This window comes from Marinobacter sp. (genome assembly GCF_041690455.1).
Classification (GTDB): domain Bacteria; phylum Pseudomonadota; class Gammaproteobacteria; order Pseudomonadales; family Oleiphilaceae; genus Marinobacter.
The window spans coordinates 1-21,738 of the sequence record NZ_JAWLHI010000068.1; the positions used below are offsets into that span (position 1 = coordinate 1).

Consider the following 21,738-nt stretch of genomic DNA (forward strand, 5'->3'; position numbering starts at 1 on the left):
ATAGGTCCCCGGAGAAATATCCAGAAAGCTACAACGTGCCTTCGTATCTTGGATTTTCATCATCACTATATGGGTCGCAGAGTGCAGAAACTCCGCAGGGAAGCCCTCTGGCGATTCGAAAAGTGCGCAAGCTACAGTCCCGGTGTTGTTTTCGATGTTCGGGATTTTCACATGAATTCCCGGACATGATGGTTGGGCGAAGACAATGGCGGGAAGACTCGTAAGTGCCAGTACAGATCCCAATGCTACATACCTGACTCTCATGGCGTACCGAATCACGGCAAGCATCGCGGTGGAGGTCAATGCGGTTTTCCGATTATCTGACTGACCCATCAGTATTCTCATAACTCTAATCTCTCTGGCTGGGGCCTCCACTTTCGCTAGGGGAAGGCGACCATCTTTTCCTGGCTTTCGTCCCAGAGTTTGAGCCGGAAGCTGTGCAGGCTCTGCCGCAAGGTCAAAGGCTCTCTGGCGCGCACAGCGGGAACCTCGTTGTAACACTCGGGCAAACGATAATTGGGAATTCGGGCATTGAGATGATGGATATGGTGATACCCGATGTTCGCCGAAAACCAGTGCAAAATAGCCGGCAATTGATAATAAGAGCTGCCTTCCATGGCGGCCCGCAACGCATCCCATTCCCCTTTTCGGGCCCAGTAACCGCCTTCGAATTGGTGCTGAACGTAGAACAGCCAGATGCCACCCATACCCGCCAGCCATAGCACCGGCAGCTGAATCAATAAATAAGTCTGCCAACCGATCGTTTGGGCGGCGATCAGGAATACACCAACGATAGCAAGGTTCGTGAACACGACACTCTTACGCTCTTTGCGTTGCACTTTCTTGCTCGGCAGCCGGTTGCTGAGCAGGAAATTGAAAACAGCACCGAAGCCCAGGAGCACCACCGGATTACGGTAAAGCCTGTAAAGCCAACGCTTAAGCCTCGGCAACTGGTTGTATTCGCGCAGGGTGAGCGTCCAGATATCACCAAAGCCTCGGGTATCGAGATTGGCGTAGCTGACGTGGTGACGAAGATGGCTGAGGCGCCAGTCGTCGAATGGCGTAAAGACGAGGACCCCCAACAGCCGCCCTACCCAGGTGTTGGCACGTGTTGATGGCAGGAACGACCCATGAACACAATCGTGGAACAAAATGAAAAGGCGAACCAAAAACGCGGCCGCCACCACCGAGAGTGCCAGCGTCCACAAATAGGAAACATCATGCCGGATAGAGAGGATCATCAGGTACCACAAGCCGGCGTAAGGAACCAGTGTATTGATGAGCTGCCAAATCGCCTTGCCAAGGCTTGGAGTGCGGTACTGTTTCAGCGCCGGACGCGCATCCGGCCATGAGGAATTGGCTTGCATGTCGCCTCCATTCGAGTATTTACGGTACTCAGGCCATTGAGAACCTTTGCGCTCAGCGCAAGCAAACTTCGATCAAAATGCTTGGATCCTTAGACTTCATTTTTGACTACTTATTAACCATGCTAGAACCTTTGATCCCGTTATACAAACGTCTGCCGGGGACCCTGTTGTGGATAATTGATGTGGCGGGCATTGTCCGAGGTGCGCTCGTTTTGATCAGCGAGGTCAATCAAGATCTCCGGGAGATTGTTGCGTAACGCTGCGCTGAAGCTAGCGCCTGCCGGTCTTGACCGCAGGCATCGGTTTTCTCCTTTGGCCGAGTTTTTCGTGAATCGTTCCATGAGTAATCTTCTCTTGGTCGAATATCCGAAAACTACGTGCGGAGCGGGATGTGCGTCCAGACTAGTAGAACCGGGGAGGAAATTCCGTTCGGTAACACACAGAACCGTCCTCGCCGATTGGCAGTTACGTATACTGTCGCCGGAACTCCCCGAAACAATAGCGGGGCAGCAGTGACTCTGACGCCAATAATTCCTTTTAGAGATCGGCCTCGATCTCGGCCGTGCAGTGCGGACATCGGGTAGCCTTCTGCGAAATCTCTTTTATGCAGTAGGGGCATGAACGTGTTGCGGGACCAGGTGTATCGCTTTGTTCTTTTTCACGTCGCAGGCGATTGATAAATTTCACAACAAAAAAGATGATCCATACGGTCAGCAGAAACGCGATCAGCGCATTTAAAAAGACACCATAATTGATCGTCGGCGCGCCGGCAGCCTGCGCCATCCGCAAACTCTCAAAATCCTGAGAACCAAGATTTAAATACAAACTCGCAAAATCGGTCTGGCCGATTAGCCAACCGATCGGCGGCATGATCACATCCGCGACCAGCGAGGTAATAACACTGTTAAACGCTGCGCCGATAATGATACCAACCGCAAACTCAACCAAGCTTCCTCTTACCGCAAACTCCCTAAACTCCCTCAATATTCCGGTCATAGCGTTCCTGTTCATGTTATTGATGTGAGTCAAATGTAAGCGTCCGCCCATCATACCTTGTCAGGTATAGCCGGCTGCCAGTTGTGGGGCAATAGCTCGTCGATGGCACTGTTCTTCCGCGTCGGTAGACGCGTCATTACATCCTTCAGATAGGCGTACGGATCATGCCCGTTCAGTTTGGCTGACTGGATCAGGCTCATGATGGCCGCCGCACGCTGGCCACTGCGCAGTGACCCGGCGAACAGCCACACCGAAAGGGGCACACGCCAGTGCCAGAATCTACAGCCTGATCGAAACCGTCCGCGCCAGCGGCATCGAGCCCTACACTTATATGGTGGAAGTGCTCACCAAGTTGCCGTCCTCGACAACCGAAAAAGACATCGACAAGTTGCTACCCTGGAATCAGGGCGAAACTATTCCGGTGTAGTTCGTGGAGCGTTTACGATCAAGGCTATGGTGCTCGCCACCGGAAACTGTCAACGGAGCTGTCGCATTTAAGTCATCAACTCTTTAACAAGTGGCCGCCTTTTCCGGATTCAGGGTCACTGATCAGGCAAGCTGAAGTTACGGATATTACTGCCCAGCGCCGTAGGTTTGGACTTACCCTGCAACGCCTCACATCCAATAGCCTCGAACGAAGGTCATTTCATTGGCAGTGACCGCCCGACCCGAATGTTCGCTTTTGTTTAAAGGCGTGCTTTTTGAGCTCGCAGTATTCTGGAACGTGCCTCACCAAAATCTAGACGTTTACGCCAGACGATAGTTGCATCATGATTAACAGCGGGTTGGCTCAGTAGTGGAAGATTTATGCTTCAGAATATGGAGAAGTTATGGGTAAAACCACATAGAAATCCCCGAGACTTAGTAATTACAGCCAGCATAGCTTTGTTGCGCCTGGATTTTTGTGTTTTGCGCACGGACCTGTCTGCGCTCCGACTCACAAGCCCGACGTCCATCCTTCTCAATCAAGCAGCCCCAGCAAGTATTCCGACAGCACCTGATAGCTGTACTCCACTTTGGCGTAGGCGGAAGAAGGCGTCTCTTCGAATTCCCTTTTGCATTCCCGAGCACCGCTGTAGTTGGTGAGGTAGGCCTCCCGGATCAGGTCGGGATTGGCTGGATCAAATGTGGTCGGGTAATACATGGCCCACTGGAAACCCGAATCTGCATCCACATTGGCCAGGCCGGAGAGATCCGGGTCAAGGAACCCATAACGCAGCAATCGACTGACCGGTGCCCCCGATCCGTCGCCATCCAGATCCCGGGCATCATATTCCAGCGCCAGCCCGACAAAATTGGCAGGCTGAGGCTCATATCCGGAGAACTCATAGTTGTACTGGGCGGTAACCACGTGGTCCGCGCCCGTGATCTCAGCATCCGGATCGCAGGAAAAGCCGGCACCGACCAAAAGTGAGGACGTTTCCACTCCGTCTTCACTCAGGACGTAACCATCAAAGTCCTCGGGCGACACACCGGCAGCCTCGGGCGCCAGCTTCCGGACCAGAACCGAACCGCCCCCTTGCGGAATCTCCGCCACCAACTCCACGCCTGCGTCACCAACCTTCTGCCAGCGATAAGTCACCTCCGGGTTGCCGGCAAGCTCCGTCGAGCCCGCCAATATACCTTCATGCTCATGGCAGGTGGTCGAGGTCTCGAAATAGATCCGCCGGTTGTCCCAGTCGAAGATCAGGCGCTCGTCGACCCCATCCGCTTCATAGGCAACCCGGCTCTGGGGGGAGAGTGACACCGAGGGCCGCCACTGGCTGCCAAGCTGGTACATCAGGCCATTCACCTTAATCAGCCGGGCAAGTTCCGGCATGGACGGCGCCAGACACCCTTCAGCCGATACGGACAACAACTGACCCGCTTCGGAGTAATCAAAGAAAAGCTCGGAGGACACCATCAGGCTCGAGGTACTGACCGGCAGGTTCTGGTCACTTTCGGGCTGGGCCAGGATACGCTGATGAGTCAGCAGAACCGGGTCACTGAACTCCAGGGGCACCTCTGGCAAGTGCAGAGCACTCACATCGACATTGGCGTAATCACCGCCGGCGACCTCATCCACCACGGCAATCACCGAAGGGGCGTTCTGCACCAGGGATATGCCGAGCAGATACACTGTCTGTTCGGCATTCAGCAGCGAACGCTCAGTGCCGTCACTGTCGGGCCGACTGAGCGCTTCGTTGTACCCATCCGGAATCTGGCTGGCCATGAACCTGGCCAGCGTCCGGGCATAGGCATGGACACGCTCATCGCCCGATAGCACATAGTCCGCCACCAGATTGAGACCGGCCAGACTGCCGGCGAGGTCTTCGGGAGTCTCCAGATAGGAACCCAGGCCAAACAGGCTGCGGTAACGGGCGAGCGTGGTGAGCGGCGTGATATTCCGGACCCCGGGTGCTGCGGACATCAGGAATGCCCGAGCCACCGGCACGTCACCCCGCCAGGTCTGTTCCAGGGTTTTTCCGGGCAACGCTACCGCGTAGAGAGGGTAATCCCTCGGATCCAGGTCCGGACCGAGCTCCGGCGGAAGATCCAGTTCCGCCACATCAAGGGAAAACTCACCGCCCTGCCCGCTCATGGTAGTGGGCTCACCGGATTCGAGCACGGCAATGTTGCCGTTCTCCAGCTCGATCTCCAGCGGGCCGGGGGTGTACTGGCTGTCGCCATCCATATCCAGCCACACCCGGGCATGGGTCAGGTAGCCGTCGATTACCTTCCCGGAGTAGGGAGCCGGCTCGGAATAGGACACCCCATCGAAATCCCGACCATCCACAGACGGGGTATCCGACTCCTGACCACATCCGGCCAGAGTCAGCATCAGCAGTGCAATGGGTAAGCATTCCAGGCGTGTCATCGCGGCAACCGTTTATTGTTATCAGAGGTGTGCCGCTACTTTAGGGGATGTTGCCGGGGGAGACCTTGACAGGCTTGGCAATTTGTAAAGATTGGTAACAGAGCGCCTCGCCGGCACAGGACCGGCGGGGCCAGGGTCCGTCAGAACGAACGGGCTACGATTTCCTTCATGATCTCGTTGGTGCCGGCATAGATGCGCTGCACGCGGGAATCGGCCCAGGCACGGGCAATGGGGTATTCCCACATGTAACCGTAGCCGCCGTGGAGCTGGACGCACTCGTCCATGACCTTGCACTGGAGATCCGTGGTGTGCTGCTTGAGCATGGCCGCGGTGGGAATATCCAGCTTCTTCTCCAGGTGCAATTCCAGGCAGCGGTCGCAAAATACCCGTGCAGCAGTGATCTCGGCTTTCAGTTCCGCCAGTTTGAAGCGGGTGTTCTGGAAGGCGATCACCGGCTTGCCGAAGGCCTTGCGCTCCTTGACGTAATCCAGGGTCCACTGCCAGGCCGCCTCCGCCGCTGCCACGGCAGCCAGGGCCACCTGCAGGCGCTCGGCGGGTAACTCCTGCATCAGCTGGAAGAAGCCCTGCCCTTCCATGGATCCGAGCAGGTTTCCGGCGGGCACTTTCACGTCCTGGAAGAACAGTTCCGAGGTATCCTGGGCCTTCATACCCACCTTGTTCAGATTTTGCCCCTTCTCGAAACCTTCCCAGGCGGTTTCTACCAGCAACAGGCTGGTGCCCTTGGCCCCTTCCTTCGGATCGGTCTTGGCCACCACAATAACCAGGTCCGCCAGCTGGCCGTTGGTGATGAAGGTCTTGGAGCCGTTCAGGGTAAAGTGATCCCCGTTTTTAATCGCGGTGGTTTTGACGCCCTGGAGGTCGGACCCCGCGCCAGGCTCGGTCATGGCAATCGCGCCAATCATCTCACCGGAGACCAGTTTGGGCAGGTACTTCTGCTTCTGCTCCTCCGAGCCGTAATTCAGGATGTAGGGAGCCACGATGTCCGAGTGCAGACCCCAGCCGATACCGGACAGGCCGGCACGGGAGATCTCCTCGATGACAACCGCGCTGTAGCGGAAATCCGCCCCCACGCCGCCATACTCTTCGGGCATGGTCGGGCACAGGAAACCCAGCTCACCGGCCTTCTGCCAAAGTTCACGGCTGACCTGGCCGTCCTTCTCCCACTGATCGTGATAGGGCGCAGCCTCCTGTTCCAGGAACTTGCGAACGGAATCGCGGAAGCCTTCCAGGTCGGCATCGAAAACGGTACGTGGAATCATGGTGAACCTCGGTGAATGACGTGTGTTGTGATTGTCGTTCACCAAGTCTCGGCCGCTGGCCGGTTTCGCTCAATGATGAAAACCATCAATCGCGCTGACCAAAACCATCGGCCGGAAACCGCTTCAGCGGGGCTGCTTCGCGTCTACCCGGGCCTCGCCCCATCGGGGCATCAGATCCTGTGGCAGGTCCAGGTGATCCATCAGGCGGGCAACCACAAAATCCACCAGATCCTCGATGGATTGGGGCTTGTGATAGAAGCCGGGGCTGGCCGGCATGACCACCGCGCCCATCCGGGTCAGGCGCAGCATGTTCTCAAGGTGCACTTCCGAGTAGGGAGCCTCCCGGGGCACCAGAATCAGCTGACGACGCTCCTTGAGGGCGACATCCCCGGCCCGCTCGATCAGATTGTTGCTCGCACCCGTGGCCAGGGCCGACAGGGTTCCGGTGCTGCAGGGGCAGATCACCAGGGGTGCCTTTTCGCCGGAACCCGAGGCTGGTGGCGCAAACCAGTCCTCCCGACCGAAGACCAGGACCTGGCCCGGCGCAGCGCCGGCAAATTCCGTCAGGCATTCCTGCATGGCCGGTGGCGACCCAGGCAGTTTCAGGTCTGTTTCGGTGGCAATAACCACCTGGGCGGCGCGACTGACCATGACATGCACACGGCACCCGGCCGCCACCAGGCATTGCAGCAGTCGCAACGCGTACTGGGCGCCGGAGGCGCCGGTAATCGCCAGGTTTACGGTTCGCTGCGTCGGAGCGGGCGTGGTCATTCGCGCGATTCCCCAGGGATTGTCAGAGCGGGATGGTCAACCATGGATATGTTCGAGTTCCGCCACCAGCTTGCCGTGGATCCCGCCAAAACCGCCATTGCTCATGATGACAATGTGGCAGGGGCTCGGCAGGCCGTCCAGTACTCGCCCGATGAGGTCTTCAACAGAGGACTCAACCCTGTGCAGGTCATTATCCTCGTTATCGGCCTGCCAGGCGCCGACCAGCTCCTGCAGCCAGTCCATGTCATTCAGGTTGGCCCAAAGGACCCGGTCCGCCAGCTCCGCACTGGCCAGCAGGTTGTCCAGGTGCACACCCTGTTTCATGGTGTTGGAACGGGGCTCGATCAACGCCAGGATCGGCTCCTCCCCCACCCGGTTGCGCAGCCCCTCCAGGGTGGTGGCAATGGCGGTGGGGTGATGGGCAAAATCATCGTAGACCCTCACGCCACCGACATCCGCCAGCAGTTCCATCCGGCGCTTGACCCCCGAGAACCGGCACAATGCGGCAACGGCATGATCCGGGGTGACGCCCACGTGCCGGGCGGCGGCGATGGCGGCCAGGGCATTACGGACATTGTGCATGCCGGTCTGGTCCCATTTCAGGGTAGCGACCGGCTGCTCGTGGTGAATCACCATGAACCGGCTGCCGTCCTCCGACAACAGCTCGGCACGCCAGTCCGCCGTGCGGGTAACCTCGCTGCCGATGGCGGTGTCCTGAACCGGGCTCCAGCAGCCCATGTCCAGGGCGTTATCCAGGTGCGGGTCCACCGCGGGACGAACAATCAGTCCCTTCGAGGGCACGGTGCGCACCAGGTGATGAAACTGGCGCTCGATGGCTTCGACGTTATCGAAGATATCGGCGTGGTCGAATTCCAGGTTGTTCAGGATCAGGGTGTGTGGCCGGTAATGGATAAACTTCGAACGCTTGTCGAAGAAGGCGCTGTCGTATTCGTCAGCCTCGATCACGAAGAAGTCACTGTTTCCCAGCCGGGCAGAGACCGGAAAATCCAGGGGCACACCGCCCACCAGGTAACCGGGTTCGAAGCCGGCCTGCTCAAGGATCCACAGCAGCATCGAAGTGGTGGTGGTCTTGCCGTGGGTACCGGCCACCGCCATTACCCAGCGGTGACGCAGCACTTCCCGGGCCAGCCACTCGGGGCCGGACATGTAGTCGAGATTGAGGTTGAGCACCTCCTCCACCTCGGCGTTGCCCCGGGACATGGCATTGCCGATGAGCACCAGATCAGGCTTCGGATTCAGATGCTCGGCACTGTACCCCTCCATCAGGCTTATACCCTGGCTTTCCAGCTGGGTGCTCATGGGCGGGTAGACGCCCTGGTCTGAGCCGGTGACCGTGTGGCCGAGCTCACGCGCCAGCACAGCCAGACTGCCCATAAAGGTGCCACAGATTCCGAGAATGTGAATATGCATTCGGCGTTCGACCTCTCCGTTGAAACCTGCAAAGCCTCCCTTATACGCCGCAAGGCGTCAAGGCCCGCGCTATCCGCAATCCTGCTCATGAAAATCCCGGGCGTTTGGCGTATCATCTGCGCCATTGTCGAACCAGCAGGAGGCTTCAGCCCGAGATGGCTATCAAGAACGCTTTTTACGCCCAATCCGGCGGTGTCACCGCCGTCATTAATGCCAGCGCCTGTGGCGTCATCCAGACCGCCCGCAAGCATCCGGACAAGATCGGCAAGGTGTTTGCCGGCCGCAACGGCATTATCGGGGCGCTCAGGGAAGAACTGATTGATACCAGTCTCGAGAGCGACGAGGCAATCCAGGCCCTGATCCACACCCCGGGCGGGGCCTTCGGCTCCTGTCGCCACAAGCTCAAGAACATTTCCGAAAACCGGGCCGAGTACGAGCGCCTGATCGAAGTGTTCCGTGCCCACGACATCGGCTATTTCTTCTATAACGGTGGCGGAGACTCCCAGGATACCGCCTACAAGGTCTCTCAGATCGCCGACAAGATGGGCTACCCCATCACCTGCATCGGTGTGCCCAAGACCGTGGATAACGATCTGCCGTTCACCGACTGCTGCCCCGGCTTTGGTTCGGTCGCCAAATACATTGCCACCTCCACCCTGGAAGCCAGCCTGGACATCAAGTCCATGTGCGAAAGCTCCACGAAAGTGTTCATCCTGGAAGTGATGGGGCGCCATGCGGGCTGGATTGCCGCTTCCGGCGGCCTGGCCGGCCAGGGCGAGGGTGAGCCCCCCCACATCATCCTGTTCCCGGAAATCCCGTTCGATCGGGAAGCCTTCCTGGCCCGTGTCGATCAGTGCGTGAAGGATTATGGCTATTGCGTGGTGGTTGCCTCCGAGGGCGCCCAGTACGAGGACGGCCGCTTCCTGGCCGACGCCGGTGCCAAGGATGCCTTCGGCCACACCCAGCTCGGCGGCGTGGCCCCGGCCCTCGCCAACATGGTCAAGCAGGCCCTGGGCCACAAATACCACTGGGCCGTTGCCGACTATCTCCAGCGCAGCGCCCGCCACATCGCTTCTGCCACAGACGTGGAACAGGCCTATGCGGTTGGCAAGGCCGCGGTGGAAATGGCGATTGCCGGCAAGCAGGCGCTGATGCCGACCATCGTCCGCGAGCAGGCCAAACCCTATCGGTGGAAGATCGGGGAAGCCAATCTCAGCGAGGTGGCGAACCAGGAAAAGAAAATGCCGATCCACTACATCACCGATGACGGATTCGGCATTACCCAGGATTGTCGTGACTACCTGGAACCCCTGATTTACGGTGAGAGCTTCCCTCCGTTTGAAAACGGCCTGCCGAAAGTGGCAAAGCTGAAGAACCAGCTGGTCGAGAAGAAACTCAAGACCGAGTTCAAGATCTGACCATCAGCCAACAACAAAAAACCGCCCGGGGTTGAAGCCGGGCGGTTTTTTTATGCCTGGAACTCAGCCCTAGCGGGTTGATGCCGCCTCGTGTTCACGCACATAGGCGTAAAACTCGTCGAAACCGCCGATATGCTGCTGACCGACGAAAATCTGTGGCACAGTGTGTACCGGCTTGCCAATCTTGTCGGCGATATCAGCCTTGGAGATACCCTTTTCCATCATATCGATCCAGGTATATGGCACCTGCATGGATTCGCACAGGTCCTTTGCCCGAATACAAAACCCACAACTCGAACGGCCATAAATCGTGACCTGCTCCATAAAACCTCCTGCAACGGTGTCAAAAACCGGGATATGAACAAACCTGACGCCAGCATACTGGCAAGGCAACAGGGAGTAAAAATTGATGGTTTGCATGGCAACCATAGTACGTAACCATACCGACAGGACCGACAACCGGCATTGAATTCGGTCAAGACGGGGAGACGATTTGGTATACCTGACGCTTTTTCTGACGGCCTTTGCCGCAGCAACACTGCTACCGGCCTACTCCGAAGTACTGTTGGGCACCCTGGTGACCCAGGGTTACTCCTTGTGGTGGCTGTGGTTCTGGGCCACCGCTGGCAACACCCTGGGCTCGGTGGTCAACGGCATCATCGGACGCCAGGTGGACCGTTTCAAACACAAGCGCTGGTTCCCCGTCAGCGAGATGCAACTGCATAAGGCCCGCAACCGGTTCAACCGCTACGGTCAGTGGTCCCTGTTGCTGGGATGGCTGCCATTGGGAGGTGACGCACTCACCCTGGTAGGCGGCATCATGCGGGTCCCCTGGCTCAACTTTGTCGTCCTGGTGGCCATTGGCAAGGGTGCGCGCTACGCCTTCGTGCTCTGGCTGGTGGCCGAGGCGTCGGGTGCATCTTCCCCCTCTCCGTCTCCATAAAGGTACTTACGCAACAGGGGTTCGCCATTGAACTCGGAATGCAGCACCGCGATGAATGTATAGACGCCAATCAGCTTCCGGTTCAGGAACACAAACTCCTTGGGAGGTACCCGGAAGTATCGGCTGATAGCAGAACGGGCCGCCTGCCGGGCAACCCGGGAGGGCAGGTCACTCTGTTTCCACCGATACTGGCCGTGGCTGTTGACGGCATACTCCGGCCATTCGAACTGATCTTTCGCCAGGGGCTCGAGTACCGACATACAGACCTTGCCAAATTTCTCCAGCACTTCCCGGGGCCAGTCCAGGCTCATGAAACGAAGCTTTATCCCGCCGTCGATCACCGCCTCGAGGTCCTGCTCGTAGGACGCACGGATCATCTGGATGACCGGAGCGAGAAACTCGTCGGAGTATGACTGAACCGCACCGAAGTCGAGCAGGACGATGCGGTCATAGCCCGGATCCTCGCCCTCTTCACCGGCAATACGGATGCGATAGTTGCCGAAGTTGGGATCGGTCTGGATCTCACCCCAGACGAACAGCTCCCGGAAAAACAGCTCCAGGGCCGCCTCGCCAAGGGCACTCCGCCGTTCAAGCGACAGCTCGCGAACCTCCGGGGACCCCACCGAGTGGCCATGTTCATAGGTCGAGGCGATCACATGGGCCGTGGAGTATTCCTGCAACACCCTGGGCACGATGAACCGGGGATCGGACGCCAGCATGGACCGGAATTTTTCCGTGGTGCGGGCTTCCAGCCGATAATCCACCTCCCGGTGCATCATCTCCCTGACTTCCTCGAGCCAGTCATTGAATTCCGGCCCGAAACTGACGAGCCGCGCCACTTTCAGCAGCTGCGCCACCGCATTCAGGTCGCTGTCGACGGCATCCGCAACGCCCGGATACTGAACTTTCAGCACCAGCTCCAGACCGTCACTGCGCCGGATCGCACGGTGCACCTGCCCCAGCGAGGCGGCACCGATGGGCTCGGGATCCACGTCCAGTTCCGCCAGCCGGTCACTGCCCAGTTCCTCCTTGAGCACCCGCTCGATCGCCGGCCACTCCAGGGAGGTGGTCTGGTCTTCCAGGGTGTGCAGGGCCTCGGTGACCTCTTCCGGCAGGAAATGTTCACCGTACAGCGCCATCACCTGCCCGATTTTCACCACACTGCCCTTCAGGCGCCCGAGCTCATCTACCAGAAACCGCGCCTGGTTCGACAGCATGGCCCGATGCCGTTCATCCCGCTTGTCCTTGCTGCTGAACCAGTTGGTGGCCATATGGGAGGCCATCATGCGGGTACCCGCCGTAAGTCCGGCCCTGGTCAGGCTCAGCCTGCGCTCAAAGCTGCCGGTCTTGATGCGGGAAACTTTTGCTCCTGGACGCTTGGATGACATGGACAACCTGTGGGTGTCGGAGAATTTGAGCTGTCGGCCAGCTGTTCATTCCATTATACGGATACAGTCGAAACCTATCCTCACCGATTCGCCCCGTTTTCCCGGGCCTGCCGGCCAATGCCGGCCGGCGGATTCCGGTTTAAATGAGCGAGGGGTACCTGTTTACGTTTTACTACAGTCCTGATCGCCAATCAGGTCTAGTATGTCAGGCAGTACCAGGCTCGGTAAAACACAACAACAAGACTGAAAATGAAGCAAACGGCTGCCAAAACTCCGGATACCGAACTGTCCCAGTTTCGCGTGAAGGGCGAAATCCCGGTACCGGTACTGATCAACTGGCTCACCTCTGCGGCAGTGCCCATCCTGCTGTTTTTCGCTGGCAGGGCTGCCAGCACGGCCGATAGCCCGTTCACGGCACCGCTGCTGGTCACCTTCGCAGGGCTACTGGCGTTGAACTCCCTGGCCTATCTCGGGATCCGGCACCAGACCCTTCACCGCCGTGCCTTTATCGGCCTGATAACCGCGCTGTTCACCTTTCTGGTGGTCCAGGCGGTCGAGGATGGCTCGGCCATTATCTGGTTGTTTGCCTACCCGCCGGTCATTTTCTATATCAGCCAGGCCCGGGTGGGCATCATCGCCTGCGCGGGTGGCCTGGCTGCACTCGTGTTCCTGTTCAGCCCCGTCGGTGACCTTGTTTTCGAGCCGCCCTACAGCACCAGTTTCCGGATCTCGATGGTCATTGTGCTCTGCTTCGAGATGGTTACCTGTTACATCCTTGACCAGAGCCGGCGACGCAGCAAGCTGCGCCTGCTCAGGCTGGCCTCGGAGTTTGAATTTGCCGCCAAGCACGACGCCCTGACCGGTCTGGCCAACCGCCGTGAGGGCCTGGAGCAACTGGAGACCGAGTACCAGCGTTACCTGCGTACCCAGCGGCCGTTCTCGGTCATGCTGATGGACATCGATCTGTTCAAGGGCATCAACGACCATTACGGTCATCATGCCGGAGACGAGCTGATCAGAATGGTCGCCCGCACCCTGCGGGAGCAATGCCGGAAAGTCGATACCGTAGCCCGGTGGGGCGGCGAGGAATACCTGGTCCTGTTACCGGAGACGGGGGCGGACGAGGCCCTGCAGACAGCCCAACGTATCCGTGCTGGCGTCGAGGCGGGCTCGGTCGAGGTGGATGGACATCGGCTCGGAGCCACCATCAGCATCGGCACCGCCACCATTGCCGGATCCGAATCCATCGACCGCCTGCTACAGAGGGCCGACGAAGCGCTCTATGGGGCAAAGAGTGCCGGCCGTAACCAGGCCTGTGCGGCTACGATCTGATGCCGGTCACCAGCCTTTGTGGTGCTGTACCTGTTGATGACCGAGACCAGTAACCAGATGGTCAACCAGGCGCTGCTCGATGTCGGCCACCGTAGCTCCGGGCACAAAATCCCGGACCTGGCACATGGGCATGCCGGCATAGCCGCAGGGATTGATTCGGCTGAAGGGCTCCATGTCCATGTCCACGTTCAGCGCAAGGCCATGAAAGGAACATCCCCGACGAACTCTCAGGCCGAGGGAAGCGATCTTGGCATCACCCACGTAGACGCCGGGGGCGTCGGGGCGCGGTGCCGCTTCGACACCCAGATCCGCCAGTGTACGGACAATGCCCTGCTCGATCTGATCCACCAGGCCCCGGACTCCGAGTTTCTTGCGCGGCAGGTCAATCATCAGGTAGATCACCAGCTGGCCGGGTCCGTGATACGTCACCTGGCCACCCCGGTCCACCTTGATGACGGGGATGTCACCGGGCAACAGCACATGTTCGGCCTTGCCCGCCTGTCCCTGGGTAAACACCCTGGGATGCTCCAGGCACCATAGCTCGTCCACGGTGTTCCCGTCCCGGTCCGCCGTGAAATTCTTCATGGCTTCCCAGGTTTCCAGGTAGGGCTGCTCCCCGAGGGAACGGACAACGAGTTCTGCCATGGTCGTCAGAGCACCATGTGAACCCGGCCACTGGCCTTCAGGTCTTCAAACAGTGCCTTGAGCTGATCCTCACCCGTGGCGACTATTTTCAGCTGGACCGAGGAAAAGCGACCCTTGCTGCTGTCGGTCACGGAAATGTCCGCCTCGGTAATCCCGGGCGCGTGGCACTCCACCACTTCCACGACAAAATCGGTGAAATCAGGTGCGGCATTACCGATTACCTTGATCACGTAATCGCAGGGGAATTCAATTTTTGGTGCTTTCGGCTCACTCATGCCGCATTACTCCCGGGTACTAACATCACCCTTACTGAAACAACTGAACGAAAAAGAGCTTGATCGCGTCCCAGAGGCGCTTGAACAATCCGCCTTCGGGAACCTCGGTCAGGGCGAGTACCGGTTCATCCACCAGAACCGTACCGTTCAGGCTCACCTTGACCCGACCCAGCTCGTCTCCGACATTGATGGGTGCTTTGATCACAGAATCAAGGTCCACGGTGGATTCCAGCTGGTTACGCGATCCCCGGGGAATGGTCACGAACACATCTTCGGTCAGTCCTACCGATACCTGATCCGCCTGGCCACCCCAGATCCGGGCTTCCATCAGCTCCTGGCCGGACCGGAACAGGCGCTCGCTCTCGTAATATCGGAAGCCGTAATTGAGCATCTTCTGAACTTCCTGGGCCCGGGACTGGGAACTGCTGGTTCCCATCACCACCGCGATAAAGCGGGTGTCCTCACGCTTGGCGGACGCAACCAGGCAGTAGCCGGCTTCTTCGGTATGGCCGGTTTTCAGTCCATCCACACTGTCATCCCGCCACAGCAGGCTGTTCCGGTTCGGCTGACGGATGTTGTTGTAGGTGAAGTGCTTCTCGGCATACAGCGGATAGTTTTCCGGGTAGTCATTGATGATAGCGCGCGCCAGCAATGCCAAATCGTAAGCCGTGGAATAATGATCCTCCGATGGCAGCCCGGTGGCATTGGCAAAACTGGTGTCTTTCATGCCCAACAGTTGCGCCTGCTGGTTCATGATATCGACGAAGGCACCCTCACTGCCCGCAACAAACTCAGCCAGGGCCACGGAGGCATCGTTGCCGGACTGGATAATGACCCCCTTGAGCAGATCTTCCACAGAGACTTCGGTACCTTCCTGCACGAAAGTCCTGGAGCCTTCTGTTTGCCACGCTTTGACACTGATGGGAACCATGTCGCTCATGGAAATCCGGCCCTCATCCAGCTCCCGCTCCACGATGTAGGCTGTCATCATTTTGGTCAGACTGGCAGGAGGCAGCCGCTCGTGACTGTTCTCCTCCATGATGATGCTTCCGCTCTTCGGATCCATCAGCACATAGGAACTGCCTGCAATCTGTGGCGGGGAAGGAATGAGCACCGACTGCGCCATCACCTTGCCGGCAAGGGCCAGGGCAAGGACAAGTACAACAGAGAGAAAACGTAAAACGGTTGTTAAGGCCATGGGTCCATTCATTCGTCAGGTGTGTTTCTGGTTATGGAATTACTCAGTGTGAATCAGTCAGCAGGACAGACTGCGAAAAGCCCCGGGCCTCCAGCAGGCTCTGGGTGCGCCGGGCGTCTTCCTCGTCGTCGAACGGTCCGACCTGTACCCGGTGAAAGCGGCCTGACTCGGTATCAATAGCGCGAACCCGCATCGGATTTTCCAGCACCGACCGGACCCTGCCCAACAGGGCCTCTGCAGGGTCCCGACTACTGAACGAACCAAGCTGAACGAACAGGCCGCGGGATCCTGTACCCACTTCGTTATCGGCCACTGTAGCGGAGGCTGCCGATATGCGCCCGTCGCCGGGCACAAACGGCTCGCCCGCCAGGGTCATGGAGCCATCCGGCCTGACCGTAATGGCAGCCACCTCGACCCTTGCCGTACCCCTGGACTGATAGCCCAGTTTCTTGGCCGCAGCGTAGGACAGATCGATCAAACGGTCACCATGGAAAGGCCCCCGATCGTTGACCCGGACAATCACCGACCGGCCGTTGTCGAGGTTGGTGACCCGGGCATACCCGGGAATCCGCAGGGACTTGTGGGCCGCGGACATCTGGTACATGTCGAAGGTTTCACCGTTGGACGTCTTGTGACCGTGGAACTTCTCGCCATACCAACTGGCGGTACCGGTGGCGACATAACCGTCATTGTTTTCCAGAACCCGGTAACTCTTGCCCCAGACCGTGTAGGGCGACTTGTTGCCAGCGTTCCTTGGCGATTCAAAGCGCGGCTGCGCGTCAGCCAGTCCGGAGACATCAAAATTACCCGCCGGAGCCCGATCCTGGCTGAGCGTGTAGCGGGAGGAATGGTCGGTTTGAGGTGACGAGGCACAGCCGGCAAGCACCAGCATGGCAAAGGCAGTCAACCACCATGTAAACATAAACCTCGGCTTCACGGTCCGGAGATCCTCTTTTTCTGTTCCTGCCCTGTTGAGACCAGGCGGCTCACAGTCATTGTAGCGGGTTATCTTGCCGATTCACCATTACCCGCTATCAATGGTTGATCAGGCACTGATCATTCTTCGATGGGTGTGTATCGACATCAGCACGCCGAACGCCGCCATAAGCGTCACTCCCGAGGTTCCGCCGTAGCTGACCAATGGCAGGGGCACACCCACCACCGGTAGCAAGCCGCTGACCATTCCCACATTCACGAAGATGTAGATAAAGAAGGTCATGGTCAAGGCTCCCGCCAACAATCGGCTGAACGAGTCCTGGGCGGTGGCCGCGATATACAAGCAGCGCAGGATGATCAGAAAATAGACCAGCAGCAGCGCCAGCATACCGACAAAGCCGAATTCCTCGGCAAGCACGGCGACGATAAAGTCGGTGTGACTCTCCGGCAGGAATTCCAGGTGTGACTGGGTCCCCTGGAGCCACCCCTTGCCGTCAATGCCTCCCGAGCCGATGGCGGTCTTGGACTGGATAATGTTCCAGCCAGCGCCCAGCGGATCACTCTGCGGGTCCAGCAGGGTCAGCACCCGCTGCTTCTGGTACTCCCGCATCACGAAGAACCACATCAGAGGCGCTGACACCGAGGCCATGGCCACGAAAGCGGCAATCAGCTTCCAGCTCATGCCGGCAAAGAACACCACAAACAGGCCTGCCATCCCCACCAGCAGGGACGTACCCAGATCCGGCTGCTGGATGATCATCATCATGGGAACCAGCACAATGGCCAACCCCACGGCAACCTGTGACAGGCGAGGCGGCAAAAAGTGCCGTGACAGGTACCACGCGGCCATCATCGGAACCACGAGCTTCATTATTTCAGAGGGCTGGAACCGGGGCAGTCCGGGCAGTGCCAGCCAGCGTTGGGCGCCCTTTGCCCCTATACCCACCACGAGGACCGCCGCCAGGGCAACCAGTCCGGCCGCGTAGAGCCAGGGCGCCCACCGTCGAAAGACGGCCGGATCGAGCTGGGCGAACACCAGCATTACCACGAAGGCAACGCCCAGACGGATGCCCTGGGCCTTGACCACTTCGATGTTACGGTCGGCACCGCTATAGAGAACAAACAGGCCGCCGGAGACCAGAACCAGCAGCAGGAGAAGCAGGATCGGATCCAGATGCAGGGCGGACCAAATACCCCGGGAACGTGCGAATGGGCCGGATGCGGCCGGGTCTACCAGGTCCTTCAGCGCCATTATTCACCCCCTCGGCCAGACAGACTCACCAGTTCTCCCTCACGGTTCTCAGAGAACTCCAGCAGCCAGGCATCGAACAATGCCCGTGCTACCGGCGCCGCCGTGCCGCTGCCGCTACCGCCATTTTCAACGATGACCGATACCACAATTTCCGGATCTTCAACCGGGGCAAAACCGACAAACAGGGCGTGGTCCCTGAGACGCTCCCGGATTTCCTCGGCATCGTATTCCTCATCTTCCGCCAGGCTGAACACCTGCGCGGTACCGGTCTTGCCCGCCATCCGGTAGGGCGCGTCGCTACCTGCCCGGCGAGCCGTTCCTTTCACACCGTGCATGACTTCGGCCATGCTCTCGACCACATACTCCCAATCGGCCGGATTCTTCAGTTTGAGAGGCTCATGGGTCTCGGCGGGGAGGACATCGTCAACCTCGTCATCACCGATGACGTCCTTCAACAGCCGCGGCTCAATCCAGGTACCCCGGTTGGCAATGAGCGCGGTCGCCGTAGCCAGCTGCAGTGGCGTTGCAAGCATAAAGCCCTGGCCGATCCCCAGGTTGACCGAGTCCCCCGGATACCAGGGCTGGTTATGCATGGCCCGTTTCCACTCCCGGGACGGCAGCAATCCACTGAGTGCACCGGATACATCGAGGGCGGCGTCCTCTCCGAAACCAAAGCTGGACAGGTAGCCAGCCATGGTATCTACCCCCATCTCGACGGCTGCTTCATAGAAATAGATGTCACAGGACTCGGCGATGGCGTCTTTGAGATCTACCCAGCCGTGGCCAGTCCGTTTCCAGTCTCGCCACAACCGGCCACCTTCCTTCAAGCGAAAATATCCTGGATCCCAGATGGTGTGATCACGGGTGACGGAGCCACTGTCCAGTGCCGCTATGGCCAGCATGGGCTTGAGCGTCGAGCCCGGCGGGTATTGCCCACGCAGTGCCCGGTTGAACAAGGGTTTATCCTTGCTTTGGCTCAGGGCGCGGTAATCATCGACACTGATGCCAGTGACAAACTGATTGGTGTCGAAACCCGGAACACTCGCGAGGGCCAGAATGCCGCCTGTTTTGGGTTCGATGGCGATCACCGCACCACGGCGGCCATCCAGCAGCTCGTGCGCCCGCTGCTGCAACCGCAGATCCAGGTGCAACCCCAGATCCTCACCCGGCACCGGATTTTCGCGTTCAAGCACTCGCAGCGTGCGACCACGGGCATTGGTTTCCACGTGCTGGTAACCGACGGTGCCATGAAGGGTTTGTTCGTAGAAACGCTCGATCCCGGATTTGCCAATATAGTTGGTCCCGGCGTAGTTGACCGGATCGATCCGCTGCAATTCCTCACGGTTGATGCGGCCAACGTAGCCCAGCACATGGGCGGTCAGTTCACTGTGGGGGTAGTACCGTACCAGTTCCGCTTCGACTTCAACGCCCGGCAACTCATGGCGGTGCACGGCCAGCCGGGCAATCTCCTGCTCGGTCAGGTCGTATCGGAGGGGAATTTCCTGGAAAGGCCGCCGGGGTTCCTTCAGGCGTCGCTGAAAGCGTTCGAGATCCTGTTCGGAGACATCGAGGATGCGGCCGAGCCGGGCGAGGGTCTCATCCATGCCATCCACACGCTCGGGCACCAGGGTGACACTGAACACCGGCCGGTTCTCCGCCAGCAGCTCCCCGTTGCGGTCATAGACCAGCCCGCGGGGCGGGGGCACGGACTGGACCTGCACCCGGTTCTTGTCGGAAATCGTGGTGTATATCTCGTGCTCGACCACTTGCAGCTGATACATGCGGCCCAGCAAGCCACCCAGCATCAGGATGACAAGCACCAGCATCACCACGGTGCGGCGCTGGAACAACCGGCGTTCGGCGGCGGTATCCTTGAATTCACCCCACGGCATAACTGCCCCCTAGGCCCGGTGATACGGATGATTACGGGTGATCGACCAGGCCCGGTAAAGCTGTTCGGCCAGCAGAATTCGCACCAGTGGGTGGGGAAGGGTCAGGGGCGACAGCGACCACTGCTGGTCTGCCCTCTGCCGACAGGCATCCGCCAGACCATCAGGACCGCCGACCAGGAAACTGACATCACGACCGTCCTGCTGCCAGTTTTCGAGCTGGCTGGCGAGCTTTTCGGTGGACCAGGGCCGACCGCCGACTTCCAGGGCAACGACCCGGTCCCTCGGACCGGTTGCCGAGAGAATCGCGTCGCTTTCCTTTTGCATCAGTCTGGGAATATCAGGGTTCTTGCCCCGGTGTGCCATGGGGATTTCGACCAGCTCAAGGGGAAGCTCCGGGGGCATCCGACGGGCGTAATCGTTGTACCCGGCACTGACCCAGTCGGGCATCTTCTGCCCCACACAGATCAGACGTAACCGCATGGTTATTCGCTGCCCGCGACACCCAGATCCGGTGCGTCACGCCAGAATCGCTCCAGATCATAGAACTCGCGGGTAGCGGGCATCATGACATGAACCACAACATCGCCGAGGTCTACCAGGATCCAGTCACTGGCAGTGGCGCCCTCGACATTACTGGCGCGCACGCCCTGCTCTTTGGCCTCAACAACCACAGAATCAGCAAGGGATTTCACATGACGGTTTGACGTACCGGACGCCAGCACCATGAAATCCGTGACGCTGGTACGGTCACGAACATCAATCACACTGATGTCCTGCGCTTTTACCTCTTCAAGTGCTTTTACAACCAGATCTTTCAGTTCTTCAGCCTGCATAATTACCCTGTTGTACGGGCTTCAGCCGGATTGGCGGCCCGAATAGTCATTCTCAGACGCGATTGTAGCACTAAAAGTTCCCCTCGGGGCAGGCACCATACAGCCCCTGTTGGCGGATTTGTTCCCAGACCGAATCCGGGACCAGGTAACGGGGGGACCGGCCAGCTGCAATTCGCTCCCGGATGCCGGTGGCGGAGATATCCAGCAGCGGCGGATCCAGCTCCAGAACGCATCCGGCTGCCCCATTCCGGAGGCTTGCGACATCCTCCACTCTCCTCTTCGTCAGCAGCCTGGCAGGTATGCCTTCGGGATTCAGTGCCGGACCCGGGCGGCGCACAACCACGATATGAGCCAGTTCGGGTATGGATTCCCACTCCCGCCAGCGATCGAAGCCGGCAAAGGCATCGGTGCCGACCACCATCACCAGGGGATGATCCGGCCCCAACTCCTGTCGCAGCTGGCGCAGGGTATCGGCGGTGTAGGAAGCTCCGGCACGACGCAGTTCCCGGTCGTCTATGTGCAACCGCGGCTCGCCCCGCACCGCCAGCTCCAACAGTTGCAGCCGCTGGGATGCACTGGCTCCGGTGTCGCCGCGGTGGGGCGGGATATGACAGGGCACCAGACTGACATGGTCCACCTCCAGACGATCACAGAGCTCGATCGCCAGACGCAAGTGGCCATGGTGGACCGGATCGAAGGTGCCCCCGTAAATGACATGCATGGGCATCAGGTCCGGATATGACCGTCGCCGAACACCACGTACTTCTGGGAAGTCAGTCCCTCCAGCCCTACCGGTCCGCGGGCATGGATCTTGTCGGTGGAGATGCCGATCTCCGCACCCAGGCCATACTCGAAACCGTCGGCAAAACGCGTGGAGGCATTGACCATGACCGAACTGGAGTCCACTTCGGTGATAAACCGGCG

The 21,738-nt window shown here is 59.1% G+C and carries 22 protein-coding genes and 2 pseudogenes; 4 read left to right on the forward strand and 20 right to left on the reverse strand.

What is annotated here, in order from left to right; genetic code table 11:
• The 4 genes and pseudogenes from ACESMW_RS15105 to ACESMW_RS15120 form a co-directional block, all read right to left on the reverse strand.
• Window positions 1-333: DUF2141 domain-containing protein (locus ACESMW_RS15105; protein ID WP_372987845.1), on the reverse strand; the 333-nt coding region annotated here is incomplete at its 3' end.
• Window positions 334-380: 47 nt separating this feature from the next.
• On the reverse strand, window positions 381-1,367 hold the full coding sequence (locus ACESMW_RS15110) for a fatty acid desaturase (RefSeq protein WP_372987846.1): 987 nt from the start codon (window positions 1,365-1,367) through the stop codon (window positions 381-383).
• A 537-nt stretch (window positions 1,368-1,904) separates the two neighbouring features.
• Window positions 1,905-2,363 carry a large conductance mechanosensitive channel protein MscL gene (gene mscL, locus ACESMW_RS15115; protein WP_372987847.1) on the reverse strand — a complete coding sequence of 153 codons (459 nt, stop codon included), beginning with the start codon at window positions 2,361-2,363 and terminating at the stop codon, window positions 1,905-1,907.
• A 50-nt stretch (window positions 2,364-2,413) separates the two neighbouring features.
• Window positions 2,414-2,614, reverse strand: a pseudogene (locus ACESMW_RS15120) (transposase domain-containing protein); the annotation flags it as partial.
• Here ACESMW_RS15120 and ACESMW_RS15125 point away from each other — a divergent pair.
• Window positions 2,593-2,790 carry a transposase domain-containing protein gene (locus tag ACESMW_RS15125; RefSeq protein ID WP_372987848.1) on the forward strand — a complete coding sequence of 66 codons (198 nt, stop codon included), beginning with the start codon at window positions 2,593-2,595 and terminating at the stop codon, window positions 2,788-2,790. The pseudogene ACESMW_RS15120 and the gene ACESMW_RS15125 overlap by 22 nt on opposite strands.
• A gap of 534 nt (window positions 2,791-3,324) precedes the next feature.
• On the opposite strand, the gene ACESMW_RS15130 is transcribed toward ACESMW_RS15125, so the two are convergent.
• From ACESMW_RS15130 to mpl, 4 genes are all read right to left on the reverse strand, one after another.
• Complete coding sequence (locus tag ACESMW_RS15130; RefSeq protein ID WP_372987849.1) at window positions 3,325-5,220, reverse strand: hypothetical protein; 1,896 nt, start codon at window positions 5,218-5,220, stop codon at window positions 3,325-3,327.
• A gap of 140 nt (window positions 5,221-5,360) precedes the next feature.
• Window positions 5,361-6,500, reverse strand: a complete 1,140-nt coding sequence (locus ACESMW_RS15135) for an acyl-CoA dehydrogenase family protein (protein ID WP_372987850.1) — start codon at window positions 6,498-6,500, stop codon at window positions 5,361-5,363.
• Between the two features lie 123 nt (window positions 6,501-6,623).
• Window positions 6,624-7,271, reverse strand: coding sequence for a flavin prenyltransferase UbiX (locus ACESMW_RS15140; protein WP_372987851.1), 648 nt, complete (start codon window positions 7,269-7,271; stop codon window positions 6,624-6,626).
• 36 nt (window positions 7,272-7,307) lie between these two features.
• A complete protein-coding gene (gene mpl / locus ACESMW_RS15145) occupies window positions 7,308-8,702 on the reverse strand; it encodes a UDP-N-acetylmuramate:L-alanyl-gamma-D-glutamyl-meso-diaminopimelate ligase (protein WP_372987852.1) in 1,395 nt (464 codons plus the stop codon).
• A 155-nt stretch (window positions 8,703-8,857) separates the two neighbouring features.
• Here mpl and ACESMW_RS15150 point away from each other — a divergent pair, with 155 nt between their 5' ends.
• Window positions 8,858-10,120 (forward strand): 6-phosphofructokinase, encoded by a 1,263-nt coding sequence (locus ACESMW_RS15150; RefSeq protein WP_372987853.1) that lies wholly within the window; start codon window positions 8,858-8,860, stop codon window positions 10,118-10,120.
• A 69-nt stretch (window positions 10,121-10,189) separates the two neighbouring features.
• Here ACESMW_RS15150 and ACESMW_RS15155 read toward each other — a convergent pair whose 3' ends face one another.
• Window positions 10,190-10,444 carry a GrxA family glutaredoxin gene (locus ACESMW_RS15155; protein WP_372987861.1) on the reverse strand — a complete coding sequence of 85 codons (255 nt, stop codon included), beginning with the start codon at window positions 10,442-10,444 and terminating at the stop codon, window positions 10,190-10,192.
• 169 nt (window positions 10,445-10,613) lie between these two features.
• Here ACESMW_RS15155 and ACESMW_RS15160 point away from each other — a divergent pair, with 169 nt between their 5' ends.
• Window positions 10,614-11,063: a YqaA family protein gene (locus ACESMW_RS15160; RefSeq protein ID WP_092005117.1), complete on the forward strand. Its 450-nt coding sequence runs from the start codon at window positions 10,614-10,616 to the stop codon at window positions 11,061-11,063.
• Here ACESMW_RS15160 and ACESMW_RS15165 read toward each other — a convergent pair.
• A complete protein-coding gene (locus tag ACESMW_RS15165; RefSeq protein WP_372987854.1) occupies window positions 10,997-12,451 on the reverse strand; it encodes an ABC1 kinase family protein in 1,455 nt (484 codons plus the stop codon). The two genes, ACESMW_RS15160 and ACESMW_RS15165, sit on opposite strands and share 67 nt — an antisense overlap.
• A 249-nt stretch (window positions 12,452-12,700) precedes the next feature.
• On the opposite strand from ACESMW_RS15165, the gene ACESMW_RS15170 reads away from it, so the two are divergent.
• The gene (locus tag ACESMW_RS15170) at window positions 12,701-13,783 is read left to right on the forward strand and encodes a GGDEF domain-containing protein (protein WP_372987855.1); all 1,083 of its coding nucleotides are present in this window, start codon (window positions 12,701-12,703) and stop codon (window positions 13,781-13,783) included.
• 6 nt (window positions 13,784-13,789) lie between these two features.
• Here ACESMW_RS15170 and lipB read toward each other — a convergent pair whose 3' ends face one another.
• The 10 genes and pseudogenes from lipB to ACESMW_RS15220 all read right to left on the reverse strand — a co-directional run.
• Window positions 13,790-14,428 carry a lipoyl(octanoyl) transferase LipB gene (gene lipB, locus ACESMW_RS15175; protein WP_372987856.1) on the reverse strand — a complete coding sequence of 213 codons (639 nt, stop codon included), beginning with the start codon at window positions 14,426-14,428 and terminating at the stop codon, window positions 13,790-13,792.
• Between the two features lie 5 nt (window positions 14,429-14,433).
• Window positions 14,434-14,703, reverse strand: coding sequence for a YbeD family protein (locus ACESMW_RS15180; RefSeq protein ID WP_092005131.1), 270 nt, complete (start codon window positions 14,701-14,703; stop codon window positions 14,434-14,436).
• A 31-nt stretch (window positions 14,704-14,734) separates the two neighbouring features.
• Complete coding sequence (locus ACESMW_RS15185) at window positions 14,735-15,901, reverse strand: D-alanyl-D-alanine carboxypeptidase family protein (RefSeq protein WP_372987857.1); 1,167 nt, start codon at window positions 15,899-15,901, stop codon at window positions 14,735-14,737.
• 43 nt (window positions 15,902-15,944) lie between these two features.
• Complete coding sequence (locus tag ACESMW_RS15190; RefSeq protein ID WP_372987862.1) at window positions 15,945-16,823, reverse strand: septal ring lytic transglycosylase RlpA family protein; 879 nt, start codon at window positions 16,821-16,823, stop codon at window positions 15,945-15,947.
• Between the two features lie 123 nt (window positions 16,824-16,946).
• The gene (gene rodA, locus ACESMW_RS15195) at window positions 16,947-18,089 is read right to left on the reverse strand and encodes a rod shape-determining protein RodA (RefSeq protein ID WP_372987858.1); all 1,143 of its coding nucleotides are present in this window, start codon (window positions 18,087-18,089) and stop codon (window positions 16,947-16,949) included.
• Complete coding sequence (gene mrdA / locus ACESMW_RS15200; protein WP_372987859.1) at window positions 18,089-19,981, reverse strand: penicillin-binding protein 2; 1,893 nt, start codon at window positions 19,979-19,981, stop codon at window positions 18,089-18,091. The genes rodA and mrdA overlap by 1 nt, the downstream gene beginning before the upstream one ends.
• A 9-nt stretch (window positions 19,982-19,990) precedes the next feature.
• Complete coding sequence (rlmH, locus tag ACESMW_RS15205; protein WP_092005143.1) at window positions 19,991-20,461, reverse strand: 23S rRNA (pseudouridine(1915)-N(3))-methyltransferase RlmH; 471 nt, start codon at window positions 20,459-20,461, stop codon at window positions 19,991-19,993.
• A gap of 2 nt (window positions 20,462-20,463) precedes the next feature.
• Entirely contained in the window at window positions 20,464-20,814 is a 351-nt protein-coding gene (gene rsfS / locus ACESMW_RS15210; protein ID WP_113860938.1) for a ribosome silencing factor, read from the reverse strand.
• Window positions 20,815-20,884: 70 nt separating this feature from the next.
• Complete coding sequence (gene nadD / locus ACESMW_RS15215) at window positions 20,885-21,535, reverse strand: nicotinate-nucleotide adenylyltransferase (RefSeq protein ID WP_372987860.1); 651 nt, start codon at window positions 21,533-21,535, stop codon at window positions 20,885-20,887.
• 5 nt (window positions 21,536-21,540) lie between these two features.
• Window positions 21,541-21,738: pseudogene (locus ACESMW_RS15220) on the reverse strand (gamma-glutamyl-phosphate reductase); the annotation flags it as partial.